This is a genomic window from Aureibaculum flavum (assembly GCF_016406085.1).
In the GTDB taxonomy this organism is placed as follows: Bacteria; Bacteroidota; Bacteroidia; order Flavobacteriales; family Flavobacteriaceae; genus Aureibaculum; species Aureibaculum flavum.
Window position 1 is genome coordinate 103555 of the sequence record NZ_JAEHFJ010000001.1, and the last position, 13551, is coordinate 117105.

The following is a 13551-nucleotide window of genomic DNA, read 5'->3' on the forward strand; positions in this document are numbered from 1 at the left end:
GTTTTTTTTTGATTTCTAATATCATTATTTAACTATCTTTACCCTATGAATTCAAAAATTATAGCCAACGGCATTTTAAGAGCAATCGCAGTGATATTAGGCGTTGCTCTCCTACTCTATTTTTTATATATGATACAATCTGTTATTGTATACATTATTATAGCTGCCGTTTTATCGTTAATAGCTAGACCTGTTATTATTTTTTTAAGAAAAAGATTAAAATTCCCCAATACACTGGCGGTCGTGGTCACAATGATCTTATTTATGGGATTAATTTTCGGATTAATTTCTATGTTTATTCCTCTTATTAATCAACAAGGTGAAAATCTCTCCTTGCTTAATATTGATACCTTAGAAACCAATATTGAACAGCTTTTAGTTCAGGTAAATACTTATTTTTCAGAAATCGGTATCAATATTTTTGAACAACTAAAAAGTGCTGATATTTTTAAAAACTTTAAAGCAGTGCCCTATTTACTAAATACTGTAGTAAGTGCAGTTGGTAGTATCAGTGTCGGTTTATTTTCCGTATTATTTATTGCTTTTTTTTTAATGAAAGATAGTCGTCTTTTAAATAAAGGCTTACTCACTTTAGTGCCTAAAGGCAATGAAAGTCGTTTTCAAAAATCAATTGAAAAGATAAAAGACTTATTATCTCGTTATTTTTTAGGCTTATTATTACAAATACTTATTCTTTTTATTCTGTATACAGTTGTATTATTGATCTTTGGTATAGAAAACGCTATTGTAATTGCATTTCTATGTGCACTTTTAAACCTTATACCTTACATTGGACCATTAATTGCAGGCGTTTTAATGGCTATTTTAACAATGAATAGTGATGTTACATTAGATTTTAGAACTGAAATTCTACCTACAACTATTTATGTAATGATTGGATACTTTGTTGCTCAAATGGTAGATAACTTTTTTAGCCAACCAAAGATCTTTTCAGAAGCCACAAAGGCTCATCCTTTAGAGATATTTTTAGTGATTATTATTGGCGGATTGTTGTTTGGTGTTATGGGTATGATTGTTGCCGTACCAGGCTATACTGCTATTAAAGTAATTCTTAAAGAATTTTTATCTGATAATAAAATTGTAAAATCATTAACAAAGGACATATAGCTCCTTGCCGTAGTATAACCATCGAAAAAAATAACTGCTATTTTTGAATCCTGCTATTTTAAATACCGAGTCTCAAACATTTATTAATCAACATTTAAATGCTGATATAGCCAAACTTATCTTTAAAGGAAGTCCATTTAAAACTATCACAATTCAAGAATTAGCTGTCCAAATTGAAGCTAAAAAGAAAGCTCAACATAAACTACCTACTTGGTTCAATACAGAGAACATTTATTACCCTAATAAATTAAATATTGAGCAAACCTCATCTGAAATTACGGCCAATTATAAATCGAGTCTTTTAAAAGGGGAGTCAATAATAGACCTTACAGGTGGTTTTGGTGTTGATGTATTTGCTTTTTCAGACCGATTCAAAAAAGTAGTTCATTGTGAAATAAATCAAGAACTTTCTACCATTGCAACCCATAATTATAAAGCACTAAACAAGGATAACATCCAATTGATTAATAAAGATGGAATCTCTTATTTAAAAGAAAATAAGCAATATTTTGATTGGATTTATATTGATCCTTCTCGCAGACACGATGTAAAAGGTAAAGTATTTTTATTAGAAGACTGTGAACCAAATGTTCCGAAACACCTAAACGACCTATTTGAGTTTAGTTCTAATATAATGATCAAACTATCACCAATGTTAGACATAACATCGGCTTTATCAGAATTAGATTTTGTAAAGAAAATTCATGTCATTGCTATTCAAAATGAGGTAAAAGAAGTATTGTTTTTACTAGAGAAAGGATTCAAAAATGACGTTAAAATAAAAACTATAAATAGTAAAAAAGATACTATTGAATACTTCGACGCTAGTTGGGAGAAAAACACTCCTCCTGCTGAACTTTCTGAACCGCTCACTTACCTATACGAACCTAATTCCCCCATTTTAAAGGCTGGCTTATTTAATGATGTATCACATCAACTAAATGTACTTAAACTGAATGTTAACAGTCACTTATACACTTCAGAAGATTTAATTAAATTCCCTGGACGCCGTTTTAAAATCTCCACTAAAATTCCCTATAACCTTAAAGTATTAAAGAATCTTTTTAAGGAAAAAAAAGCAAATATTACAACAAGAAACTTTCCAGAAACGGTGGTGAAAATCCGAAAAAAAACAAAATTAAAAGAAGGCGGAAATCACTATTTATTTTTCACAACAGATAATAAAGAAAATCTCATTGTGTTAATAACTCATAAAGTTTAATGTTAGCTCTTTCTTAATGAACCAATATTTTGTATTTTAGTGCTGTTAACCTCAAACGAAAATGGCAAATAAAAATATAAGATCATTATCTTATCGAAAAGAATTAGACGATAATCTTTTTGAAAATATATCAACACTAGCTAAAAAACCTGCTAATCAAGAAGAATTTCATCAATTAGCGGAACGTTTTATGGTTGACGACTCCGTCGTTTTAGGCACTGCTTCCTTTTATGATTTTTTACGTCCTGAAAACCAGAACAAAATTGTTCACGTATGCAATGGCACAGCATGCATGGTCGCTGGCACGCAAGATAGCTTAGTTAAAAAGTTGAATACTATAGTTGGTGAAGAAAAAGTAGGTCACGTACCCTGTCTTGGACATTGCCATAAGAATAATGCATTTTTATATGATGATAAAACGTATTCTGAAAACTCCACGGAAGCGTTGCAAGATATAATTACGAATAAACAATCATTAGAGAACCAATACCATACAGATCATAATTCCACACCTATTTTAACTTTAAAAGTTAAAAATATCACTGAATTCTATAGTTTAATAGAAGATTTCAAAAACGATGCTGATAAAGTAATTGATGAGTTAAAAACATCTAATTTACGTGGACGCGGCGGGGCTGGTTTTCCTTTTTTCTTTAAATTAGATACTGTTTCAATGGAAGAATCGGAGCAAAAGTATATTGTTTGCAATGCTGACGAAGGAGATCCTGGGGCTTATTCTGATATGTATTTAATGGAGCATCAGCCGCACAAAGTTTTATTTGGTATGATGATGGCAGGCTTAACTGTCGGTGCTGATACCGGCGTACTTTATATCCGTGGTGAATATCCTGATTCTATAAGAAAAGTAAATGAAGCTATTCATCAATTAGAAGAATTAAAATTGCTTCATCACTTTAAATTTAAGATCATTCGAGGTCAAGGTTCTTATGTATGTGGTGAAGAAACTGCATTATTAAGTTCCATTGAAGGCTTACGCCCTGAAGTAAGGGTACGTCCGCCCTATCCTGCTCAATATGGGCTCTATGGTAAACCAACAGTATTAAGTAATGTAGAAACTTTTGCTAATATTCATTGGATTTTACAAAATGGCGGTAATGCATATTCGCAATTAGGTATTGGAAAATCAACAGGCACAAAACTAGTTTCTTTAGATGGTTTTTTTAATCGTCCTGGTATGTATGAAATTGAAATGGGAACTCCTTTAAAAACAGTATTTGAAGAATATGGACACGGTTTTAAATCTGATATAAAAGCTGTTCAAATTGGTGGGCCTTTAGGAGGGATTATTCCAATTCATAAAATAGCGGACTTATCCTTAGATTTTGAGTCATTTACCTCACAGGGCTTTTTACTCGGTCATGCTAGTGTAGTTTCCATTCCTGAGCAATTCCCAATGGTAAAATTTATAGAACATTTACTAGAATTTACCGCTGATGAATCTTGTGGTAAATGCTATCCATGTAGAATTGGCTCCCATCGTGGTTACGAAATGCTTAAAAAAGCTCAAAACGAAGAGTATAAAATAGACAGACAGTTATTTGATGACCTGATTGAAACCTTAGAAATTGGTTCTTTATGTGCCTTAGGCGGCGGTGTTCCATTACCTATTAAAAATGCCTTACAGTATTTTAACGAAGAATTAAAAGAGTATTTTACATAAAAAGCAGTACCGCAAGGGTCGCAAAGATTTACACCAAGGTCGCAAAGAAAAAAATGGATGAGAACGATATTTCTAGGATTATTTTTAATTGTGCGTTAAAAGTGCATAAATCATTAGGTCCAGGCTTATTAGAAAGTGCTTATGAAGAGTGTTTATTTTATGAATTAAAAAAATCTGGACTAAACATTGTGAAACAAAAAGCCTTACCTCTTATTTACGAGGAAGTTAAACTAGACATCGGGTACAGGGTTGATATTTTGGTTGAAAATAAAGTAATTATAGAAATAAAATCTGTTGAAGCCTTAAATGATATTCATTTAGCACAAGTATTGACATATTTAAAATTATCTGATTGCAAATTAGGGATGCTAATTAATTTTAACGTAACACTAATAAAAAATGGGATAAGAAGAGTGGTAAACAATCTATAGCGAACCTCGCGAAACCCTTGCGAACCTTGCGGTTAAAACTCATGAACAACAAATTATGAAAGCATATATAAACAACATAGCACACCCCATAATTCAAGGAGAAACCATACTTGATTTTGTAAGAAGGATTGAAGATAGAAATGCTATTCCTACCATGTGTCAAGATGATAGGCTTGAAAATTTTGGCTCATGCCGGGTATGTTCTGTTGAAGTAGCAAGACAAAAAGATGGTATTACCAAAACGATGGCCTCTTGCCATACGCCAGTTGCTAACGGTCAATATATTTATCACAATACTGATAAAATGAAACGCCTGCGTAAAAATATTGTTGAATTAATCTTGACAGATTACCCTTCTGATAAAATTTTTGCCCCAGATGACAAAATCCCAACTGAATTCCAAAAAACCATTGCTCAAATAGGAATCCCAAATATCCGATACCCAAAGGGTGATAATCATCTTGATATTGAATCAGATCGGGCACATCCGTATATAAAGTCCGACTTATCTCAGTGTATCAATTGTTATCGTTGCGTACGTGCATGCGAAGAAATACAAGGTGAAATGATTTTAAATATGTCGGGACGTGGTTTCGCTACCAATATAATTAAAGGTTTTGACACCACTTTTGATGAATCTGCCTGTGTCTCTTGCGGTGCTTGTGTACAAACTTGCCCCACTGAAGCTTTAACAGATACATATGAAACCAAAACACTTATTGCAGATAAAACCGTCCGCACTACTTGTACCTATTGTGGTGTTGGATGTCAGTTAGATGTTTCTGTGATTGATGGAAAAATTAGAGGTATTCAAGCTCCTGAAACAGCAGAAGTCAATGAAGGGCACACGTGTTTAAAAGGTCGATTTGCTTTTCAATTTTACGACCATCCCGATCGTTTACGTGAGCCCATGATTAAGAAAAATGGCAAGTTTGAGATTGTTACATGGAATGAAACTTATGATTTTATAGCTACCAAACTTATCCAAATAAAAAATAAATATGGTGTTGATGCTATTGGTGGAATATCATCTTCCAGAGCAACAAACGAAGAGAATTACCTTATGCAAAAAATGATCAGAGTTGCATTAGGTACAAATAATATTGATGGTTGTGCAAGGGTTTGCCACGCACCTACCGCTTTCGGTATGCAACAGGCATTTGGTACTGGTGCCGCCACCAATTCTGTTGAAGACTTAAAAGATACTGATGCTATCTTCTTATTTGGTGCCAATCCTGTTAAAGGACATCCAGTTACAGGAGCTAAGATAAAACAAGCATTTATGAAAGGGGTTACCTCGATTGTGGTCGACCCTGTAAAAACAAAATTAGCAGATTTAGCAACACATTTCCTTCAAGTTAGACCAGGTACCAACGTTGCTATTTTAAATATGATTGCTCATTATATTGTTACAGAAAATTTAGTAAATCAAGATTTTATAGATACATATACTGATAAGTATAATGATTTTAAAGATCATGTTATTGATTTAGATATGGATGAGTTATCTGAGCTTACAGGTGTTGATAAGGATGTGGTTAAAGCTGCAGCTATTGCTTATGCTAAGGCAGATAGAGCCATGGAGTTTCACGGTTTAGGAGTTACAGAACATTTTCAAGGTAGCAAAACCGTAATGCTGCTTTCTAATTTAGCAATGATGACAGGAAATGTAGGTAGAAAAGGTGTTGGATTAAATCCTTTACGTGGACAAAATAACGTACAAGGTGCAGCGGATATGGGTGTACAACCACATCAAGGTGCTGGGTATCTAGATGTAAATGATCCCAAAATTCAACAATACTATGCCGAAAAATATGGTATTGCTAAAATGCCTGAAAAAGAAGGTTTAAAAATTCCTGACATGTTAGATGCAGCTATTGAAGGTAAGATAAAAGCCTTATACATTATGGGTGAGGATACAATTATGACAGACCCAAATTCTTATCATAGTATAAAAGCATTTGAAAATTTAGAATTAATTGTGGTTCAAGAATTATTTATGACCGCCACTTCAGAAATGGCAGATGTAGTTTTACCCGCATCATCTTATTTTGAGAAAAACGGGACATTTACCAATGGAGAAAGACGTGTGCAACGTGTTAATAAGGTTATTGAACCGATAGGAAACACAAAACCAGATGGTCAAATTATTATTGACATGATGCATAAATTAGGTTATGACCAACCCACAGGCTTAACTTATGATGCTGCCAACATAATTGAAGAAATTGCTGATGTTATTCCTTTTATGAAAGGATTGACGTGGGAAGGTCTAGGTACAAACGGATTACAATGGCCCATCAAAGAAGATGGTACTGATACGAAAATGTTGCACATTGATGGAGCGTTTAAAAAAGGAAAAGGAACATTTCACCATTTCGATTTTGAAGAATCACCAGAAATTGTTGAACATGGTGCAAATTATCCTTTTATTTTGACCACGGGTAGAGAATTAGAACACTACAATTCAGGTACGATGACTCGAAGAACCGATAATCAGAGTATTTTATCTAAAGATTATTTAGAAGTAAACCCTAGAGATGCAAAAATAAAAGGCATTACAGATGAAGATATTGTTCGGATATTTTCTGACAGAGGCAGTGTAAATATACCGGTTAAAATATCCAAAAATGTAAAAAAAGGGATTTTAAGAACTACTTTTCATCAACCAGAAGTGTTTATCAATATAATAACTGGAAGTGTTGGTGATAAAGAAACGATGACACCTGAATACAAAGTAGTAGCGGTAGATTTTGAAAAAGTTTAAAGGATCAATTATGCCCACATTTAACTACGAAACCTTTAAAGTTAAAGGTACAACTGCAAAAAAGGTATTAGACACCCTTGTGGTTGAAGCTGCTTTACAAATAAATATAAATAACGAAGCATATACGGTGGTAATGAGAACACCTGGTGACGACAATGCACTTATCAGAGGTTTATTATATGCAGAAGACATCTATAAAAAACCTGAAAACATTGATGTAAAGGTTATTGAAACACAAGAAAATGGGTTTTGCATTATAAATGCAACCATTTCGAAAGAAAAACTAGGAAAAGGTTATTTAAACAAACGCACCTTACTATCAGTATCATCATGCGGTATCTGTGGCAAACAAAAAATTGACGATATAAAAGTTACTGGTGATAAACTTATAAAAGAAGTTTCTGTAACCCCACATCAATTGGAAAAATTACTTCTTCAAATGCAAAAACATCAAGATGTATTCGACAGAACAGGCGGTTCACATGCCGCGGCTATTTTTAATAATAAACATGAAATGATTGCTGTGCATGAAGATATTGGCAGACACAATGCTGTTGATAAAGTAATTGGCAGCTTGTTAGATCAAGACAAATTAAAAGAAGCTTCACTGTTAATGGTGAGTGGAAGGGTCTCTTACGAAATCATATCAAAGGCATTTATAGCACATATCCCAACTGTAGTGTCAGTATCCGCTAGCTCTTCATTAGCTGTTGATTTTGCTAAAGAATTTGGAATAAAACTTATTGGCTTTTGCAGAGGCGATAATGCCACCTATTATACGTAACATAATACAAGTCCTCTTTTAAATAAATTTTAAAAATCAGAAATTACGCATTAAAAACTCCCATACTATCGTATTTATCCATGCGTTCTTTAATTAATTTTTTAATGGTAAGCTTGCTTAATTCGGCATAGGTTTTAACAATTTGCTTCTCTACAATTGCAAAAGCTTCAGCTCTATTACTATGTGCTCCGCCAAAAGGTTCTTTGATAATACCATCAATAAGACCTTGCTTTTTCATGTCTTTAGCTGTTAACTTTAATGACTCTGCAGCTTCTTCTTTATGATCCCAACTACGCCATAAAATTGACGAACAAGATTCAGGTGAAATCACCGTATACCAAGTATTTTCCATCATATATACTCTATCTCCTACTCCAATTCCAACTGCACCTCCAGAAGCTCCTTCACCAATAACAATTGATATGATAGGCGTCTTTAAAATGGTCATTTCAAAAATATTTCTAGCAATCGCTTCACCTTGCCCACGTTCTTCGGCTTCTAAACCAGGATAAGCACCAGGAGTATCAATCAACGTGACTACAGGAATACCAAATTTTTCAGCCATTTTCATCAATCGTAAAGCTTTACGATACCCTTCAGGGTTTGCCATTCCGAAATTTCTAAACTGACGTGTTTTGGTATTAAATCCCTTTTGTTGACCAATAAACATATACGATTGATCACCAATCTTTCCTAAACCACCAATCATGGCTTTATCATCTTTTACATTTCTATCACCGTGTAACTCCATAAAAGTACCTTTTGTCAATGCTTTTATAAAGTCTAATGTATAGGGTCTAGAAGGGTGCCTTGATAATTGAACACGCTGCCAAGCAGTCAGATTTTTATAAATATCTGTACGTGTTTTTACTAATTTATTTTCTATCTGCTCACAAGTTTCTGTAACATCTACATCACTTTCCTTACCTATAATCAAGCATTTAGATAGCTGTTCTTCTAATTCTTGTATAGGTTGTTCAAAATCTAAGTATTCCATAAAACTCATTTAGTTGATAATACAAATATATAGAAACTATTTTACCAACTAATAAAACTGTGAAAAAATACTTTAAATGATTTATTATCAAGTTATACTTTATGAACTATTGTTACATTTGCAAAAGCAATGTTTAGAAAAATACAAATCATTATCTTTGATTTTCATAAAACCTTTAATTAATGGAGCGTTCAATTATACTTAACAATACGGAAATTCAACATAAAATTAGAAGAATGGCTTTTCAGATTTATGAATCTAATGCCAATCAAAAAGAAGTTGTTATCGCTGGAATTGCAAATAATGGATTTGTTTTAGCGAATAAAATAAAAACAATTTTAGAAGAAATTTCACCAATCAAAGCGACTGTTTGCGAAGTGATTATTAACAAGAAAAAACCATTAAGCCGCGTTGAAACTTCAATTCCCGAAAGTGATTATAAAAATAAATCATTAATCTTGGTAGATGATGTTTTAAACTCAGGAACTACGTTAATGTACGCCGTTAAACATTTTCTAGACGTACCGTTAAAGCAATTTAAAACTGCGGTATTGGTAAATAGAAACCATAAAAAGTATCCTATAAAGGCAGATTTCAAAGGACTATCACTTTCTACTTCGATACAAGAACATATAGCTGTTGAAATTGAAGGCGATAAAATGATTGCTTATTTAGATTAATATAGTGCCCTTTTTGCCATTTAAACTTGCCAGGATGATTAATACTTCTTGTAAGCTATTCTATTCCTATAGAAGGATATACTTTAATGCTTTTTTAAAGCTGGATCATCTAAACGAATCAATATCTCTTCAGCAATTTCGTCCATACCTTTATTATCAATTAAAACAGCATGTTGTGCTTGTTGGTAATACGCGGTACGTTCAAATAAATGTTTCGCAATAAACTCTTTTAGTTTTTCATTTGGTATTGCCGATATTAAGGGTCTACTTTCTTTATTCTCAGCTTTTGATAATATATTATAGGTGTTTTGCAATGACGATTTTAAATAAACAGAAGTTGAAAATTCATTAACTAAATCTATATTTTTTCCATAACAAGGTGTTCCACCTCCTAAAGCGAGCACAAAAGATTCTTCATTTTTCAATAATTCTTCTAAAAACTGTGTCTCTTTTTTACGAAAATAGATCTCTCCTTTCGTTTTAAAAAGCTCAACAATACTCAAATTTTCCTTTTTTTCGATGAAATCATCCAAATCGATGAAGGGAATTTGCACTTTTTTGGCAATAATTCTTCCAATTGAGGACTTTCCACTTGCCATATATCCAATAAAAACTAACTTCATAAAAACTTATTTGTCTTATAATATGTAGGTTACAAATATCGTGTAAATTTTTTTTAAAAATAGCTTGCAGAATAAATATTAGATATTATATTTGCAACCGCAATCACAAAGATATGCAATTACAATGACCTGGTAGCTCAGTTGGTAGAGCATCTCCCTTTTAAGGAGAGGGTCCTGGGTTCGAGCCCCAGCCCGGTCACCATTTATTATCAAAAAAGTTAAGCTATTTTAGCTTAACTTTTTTTTGTTTAGGCACATGTGGCGGAATTGGTAGACGCGTTAGCTTGAGGGGTTAATGTCCATTTGGACGTGCAGGTTCAACTCCTGTCATGTGCACAAAGTTTTTTTTGTATATTAAAGAAGTTAAATTACCTTTATTTTACTGTTTAAATTTAATTGAACTTTAGCAAGATCTAATAAACAATTAAAATAAAATGTTAATTTATTACAAACGGTACCTTTTTTGTAATCCTTTTAAAAATAATTTATTTAATTATTAGTATTATTGCCTTATGCAAAAACTATTACCCACTTTACTTTCTCTTTTTTTGTTTGTTAGCTTTTTAAATGCTCAAGATAAAGAAGTTTCAGACACACAGAGCCCTGTTAAAATCTTAAAAGGTAGAATTATTGATGTAAATGACAAAACGGCCTTACAAAGTGCCAATATTGTTAATTTAAATACCGCAGTAGGTACAATTACAAATTCAAATGGTAATTTTGAAATTCCTGCTCATGCAAATGACACTTTACACATTTCCTATCTGGGTTACCAATCCATAAAATTAAAAATCACGAATGATTTACTTAGAGGAAATGAGTTAGAAATTGCGATTCATGAAAAAACAATAGATATAGACGAAGTAACGGTAAAAGCTCATAATTTGATAGGGGTTTTAGAAATAGATGCAAAAAATGTACCTATGGATAAATTTTCTAGAATTCACATTGAAGGATTGCCACAAACCTATGAAATAGGAAAACCTCAAGGTAAAGAATATACAGGTGTTGGAGGAGCTTTGTTTAATCCTGTTGACTTTTGGTATACTAAGTTTGGTAAAAAACCAAAAGAACTTAAAAAACTAAGGAAACTAAAAGAGCAAGATAACTCTCGCGACATGATGGAAGGAAACTTCAGTAGAGAGATCCTAATGGATTATATGGACATGAGTAGGAAAGAGCTTGATGACTTATTAAAAGAATGTAATTACTCTTCCAGTTTCACAAAAAAAGCTAGCGATTTACAGATCATTGAAGCGGTGTTAGAATGCTATGAGAATTACAGAGCTATAAAAGAAGGGACGGTCTCTAAAGAAAAGGTAAGGGTTAATAACCAAGAGAAGAATTAAGAACCCACGTTTTCGGTAAATATATAAACAAAAAAAAGGAGGTCAATTGACCTCCTTTTTTTGTTTACTGTTTAGAATTTTTCACCTAATTGTTTCCTAATATAAGAGGTAAACCATCTTTACTACTTCCTACAATAACAACCTTCGAATTTGGAGATTTAGATAATTCTAAGGTAGCTTCAATACCTTTATCTTGTAATATTTTATCCGTTAGTGACGCACTCAATATTTTATTAGCATCTGCTTTACCTTGTGCTTCAATAATTTGGCGTTGAGCTTCTTTATCGGCTGTAACTAGTCTAAATTCATATTCTAAGGACTCTTGTTCTTGTTTTAATTTACGCTCAATAGCATCTTTAATGGTTGTAGGTAACGTTACATCTCTTACCAAGATTTCATTAATTAAAATATGCTGATTGTCTATAATTTTTTTACTTTCCTCAAAAATCTCTAATTGTATCGCATCCCTTTTACTAGAGTACAACTGCTCTGGTGTATATCGACCAACAACACTTCTCGCCGCCGAACGAATAGTCGGTAACAATATTCTATTTAAATAATCAGTTCCAATTTGTTGATGAAGTTTTCCTAACTCTGGCACTTCTGGTTGATACCAAATTGAAGTTTCTAATTGAATATCTAGTCCATTAGAAGATAATACTTTCATTTTTTCAAATGCCTCTTGTCTTCTTATTTCATAAACATATACTTTATTCCATGGTGCTACAACATGAAACCCCTCGCCCATCGCTGGCTCATCGGTTACCACACCTCCACCAAAGCGTTTCCAAAGTACTCCAGCCTCACCGGCATCTACAGTTACAAAAGATTTAGAAAAAAATATTATGGCTATAATTACTAAAAATATAATTGGTAAAATTGCCTTGGGTAATTGTAATTGATTACTACTCATCGTATTTCGTTTTTTTTATTAAATAATAGTCTATTTTCTTCAAATTTACGATTTTAAAACCATTTCAGAGAGCTTTAACACTTGTCTTTATATTCACAATCCTCAATTGATGAATCTAATTCTAGCGTGATATGTTCTAAATCAAATTCATCATGTAGCAATTTCCTTACTTTCTTTTTTATAGTGGCTGTTTCTACTAAGGTCAGTAAATCGTTATTCAATGTAAGATGAACCGTACATAAGTTATATTCACCATCTAAACTCCATATATGACAATCGTGAATTTCAGTAATTTCTGATAACATTTTTAATTTTTCCCGTACAGCATCTGATGACACATCTCTAGGTGTTCCTTGTAAAATTACGAGTAAAGCATCTTTTACATTCTTATAAACGTTAAAAAGGATAAAGAGAGCTATTAAAAGAGATAAGATAGGATCTAGAATTGGCACATCCCAAAACTGCATTACAATGCTCGCTATCAATACAGCTACCCAACCCAATACATCTTCCAACAAATGAAGTGATACTACGCGTTCGTTTAATGACTTGCCTTGTTGCAGCTTAAATACTGCCGCTCCATTGACTATTACTCCTAAAATAGCCAACCACATCATTCCATTGGCATCGGCTTGCTGTGGATCTATTATTCCATATATAGCTTCTCTAATTATAAAAATGGAACCTACTACCAAAACTATTGAATTGATAATTGCCCCTAATAAGGAAAATCTTCTATACCCATAAGAATACTTTTTAGTAGCCTTTCTATTAGATAATTTTTGAAAATACCATGAAAGTCCTAAACTAAAGCTATCGCCTAAATCATGCAACGCATCTGAAGTGATAGCCAAACTATTGGTATAAATACCGCCAATAAATTCTATGATAGTGAATGATAAATTTAGAAAAAAAGCAACTTTTATATTTTCTGTATTGTGATGATGATGAGAATGGTTGTGTGCCATAAGTCCTT

The 13551-nt window shown here is 32.7% G+C and carries 12 protein-coding genes and 2 tRNA genes; 10 read left to right on the forward strand and 4 right to left on the reverse strand.

Going from position 1 to position 13551, the window contains the following annotated elements:
- The first annotated feature begins 45 nt into the window (after positions 1-45).
- The 6 genes from JBL43_RS00425 (at position 46) to fdhD (ending at position 8013) form a co-directional block, all read left to right on the forward strand.
- Positions 46-1128, forward strand: a complete 1083-nt coding sequence (locus tag JBL43_RS00425; RefSeq protein ID WP_198839531.1) for an AI-2E family transporter — start codon at positions 46-48, stop codon at positions 1126-1128.
- Positions 1129-1171: 43 nt separating this feature from the next.
- Positions 1172-2350, forward strand: a complete 1179-nt coding sequence (locus JBL43_RS00430) for a THUMP-like domain-containing protein (RefSeq protein WP_198839532.1) — start codon at positions 1172-1174, stop codon at positions 2348-2350.
- 61 nt (positions 2351-2411) lie between these two features.
- Positions 2412-4031 (forward strand): NADH-ubiquinone oxidoreductase-F iron-sulfur binding region domain-containing protein, encoded by a 1620-nt coding sequence (locus JBL43_RS00435; protein WP_198839533.1) that lies wholly within the window; start codon positions 2412-2414, stop codon positions 4029-4031.
- Positions 4032-4084: 53 nt separating this feature from the next.
- Positions 4085-4462, forward strand: coding sequence for a GxxExxY protein (locus JBL43_RS00440; RefSeq protein ID WP_198839534.1), 378 nt, complete (start codon positions 4085-4087; stop codon positions 4460-4462).
- 55 nt (positions 4463-4517) lie between these two features.
- Complete coding sequence (fdhF, locus tag JBL43_RS00445; RefSeq protein ID WP_198839535.1) at positions 4518-7229, forward strand: formate dehydrogenase subunit alpha; 2712 nt, start codon at positions 4518-4520, stop codon at positions 7227-7229.
- 10 nt (positions 7230-7239) lie between these two features.
- Complete coding sequence (gene fdhD, locus JBL43_RS00450) at positions 7240-8013, forward strand: formate dehydrogenase accessory sulfurtransferase FdhD (RefSeq protein ID WP_198839536.1); 774 nt, start codon at positions 7240-7242, stop codon at positions 8011-8013.
- A gap of 43 nt (positions 8014-8056) precedes the next feature.
- Here the strand turns inward: fdhD and JBL43_RS00455 are convergent, their stop codons facing one another.
- Positions 8057-9010, reverse strand: a complete 954-nt coding sequence (locus JBL43_RS00455) for an acetyl-CoA carboxylase carboxyltransferase subunit alpha (protein ID WP_198839537.1) — start codon at positions 9008-9010, stop codon at positions 8057-8059.
- A gap of 182 nt (positions 9011-9192) precedes the next feature.
- Here JBL43_RS00455 and JBL43_RS00460 point away from each other — a divergent pair, with 182 nt between their 5' ends.
- Complete coding sequence (locus tag JBL43_RS00460) at positions 9193-9690, forward strand: phosphoribosyltransferase family protein (RefSeq protein WP_198839538.1); 498 nt, start codon at positions 9193-9195, stop codon at positions 9688-9690.
- An 83-nt stretch (positions 9691-9773) separates the two neighbouring features.
- On the opposite strand, the gene JBL43_RS00465 is transcribed toward JBL43_RS00460, so the two are convergent.
- On the reverse strand, positions 9774-10313 hold the full coding sequence (locus JBL43_RS00465) for a shikimate kinase (RefSeq protein ID WP_198839539.1): 540 nt from the start codon (positions 10311-10313) through the stop codon (positions 9774-9776).
- Between the two features lie 126 nt (positions 10314-10439).
- Here JBL43_RS00465 and JBL43_RS00470 point away from each other — a divergent pair.
- The 3 genes from JBL43_RS00470 to JBL43_RS00480 all read left to right on the forward strand — a co-directional run bounded on the left by JBL43_RS00470 (position 10440) and on the right by JBL43_RS00480 (position 11662).
- Positions 10440-10515: transfer RNA gene (locus JBL43_RS00470), tRNA-Lys, on the forward strand.
- Positions 10516-10565: 50 nt separating this feature from the next.
- Positions 10566-10649 (forward strand) — tRNA-Leu (locus JBL43_RS00475).
- A 176-nt stretch (positions 10650-10825) separates the two neighbouring features.
- Entirely contained in the window at positions 10826-11662 is an 837-nt protein-coding gene (locus JBL43_RS00480; protein WP_198839540.1) for a carboxypeptidase-like regulatory domain-containing protein, read from the forward strand.
- A gap of 85 nt (positions 11663-11747) precedes the next feature.
- Here the strand turns inward: JBL43_RS00480 and JBL43_RS00485 are convergent, their stop codons facing one another.
- On the reverse strand, positions 11748-12575 hold the full coding sequence (locus tag JBL43_RS00485) for a prohibitin family protein (protein WP_198839541.1): 828 nt from the start codon (positions 12573-12575) through the stop codon (positions 11748-11750).
- A gap of 74 nt (positions 12576-12649) precedes the next feature.
- Positions 12650-13543 (reverse strand): cation diffusion facilitator family transporter, encoded by an 894-nt coding sequence (locus tag JBL43_RS00490; RefSeq protein ID WP_198839542.1) that lies wholly within the window; start codon positions 13541-13543, stop codon positions 12650-12652.
- Positions 13544-13551: the final 8 nt, after the last annotated feature.

Excerpts from the sequence above, each read along its gene's own strand:
- JBL43_RS00425 (WP_198839531.1), top strand. The coding sequence starts at position 46 with ATGAATTCAAAAATTATAGCCAACGGCATTTTAAGAGCAATCGCAGTG.
- JBL43_RS00435 (WP_198839533.1), top strand. The coding sequence starts at position 2,412 with ATGGCAAATAAAAATATAAGATCATTATCTTATCGAAAAGAATTAGAC.
- JBL43_RS00440 (WP_198839534.1), top strand. The coding sequence starts at position 4,085 with ATGGATGAGAACGATATTTCTAGGATTATTTTTAATTGTGCGTTAAAA.
- fdhF (WP_198839535.1), top strand. The coding sequence starts at position 4,518 with ATGAAAGCATATATAAACAACATAGCACACCCCATAATTCAAGGAGAA.
- fdhD (WP_198839536.1), top strand. The coding sequence starts at position 7,240 with ATGCCCACATTTAACTACGAAACCTTTAAAGTTAAAGGTACAACTGCA.
- JBL43_RS00455 (WP_198839537.1), bottom strand. The coding sequence starts at position 9,010 with ATGGAATACTTAGATTTTGAACAACCTATACAAGAATTAGAAGAACAG.
- JBL43_RS00460 (WP_198839538.1), top strand. The coding sequence starts at position 9,193 with ATGGAGCGTTCAATTATACTTAACAATACGGAAATTCAACATAAAATT.
- JBL43_RS00465 (WP_198839539.1), bottom strand. The coding sequence starts at position 10,313 with ATGAAGTTAGTTTTTATTGGATATATGGCAAGTGGAAAGTCCTCAATT.
- JBL43_RS00480 (WP_198839540.1), top strand. The coding sequence starts at position 10,826 with ATGCAAAAACTATTACCCACTTTACTTTCTCTTTTTTTGTTTGTTAGC.
- JBL43_RS00485 (WP_198839541.1), bottom strand. The coding sequence starts at position 12,575 with ATGAGTAGTAATCAATTACAATTACCCAAGGCAATTTTACCAATTATA.
- JBL43_RS00490 (WP_198839542.1), bottom strand. The coding sequence starts at position 13,543 with ATGGCACACAACCATTCTCATCATCATCACAATACAGAAAATATAAAA.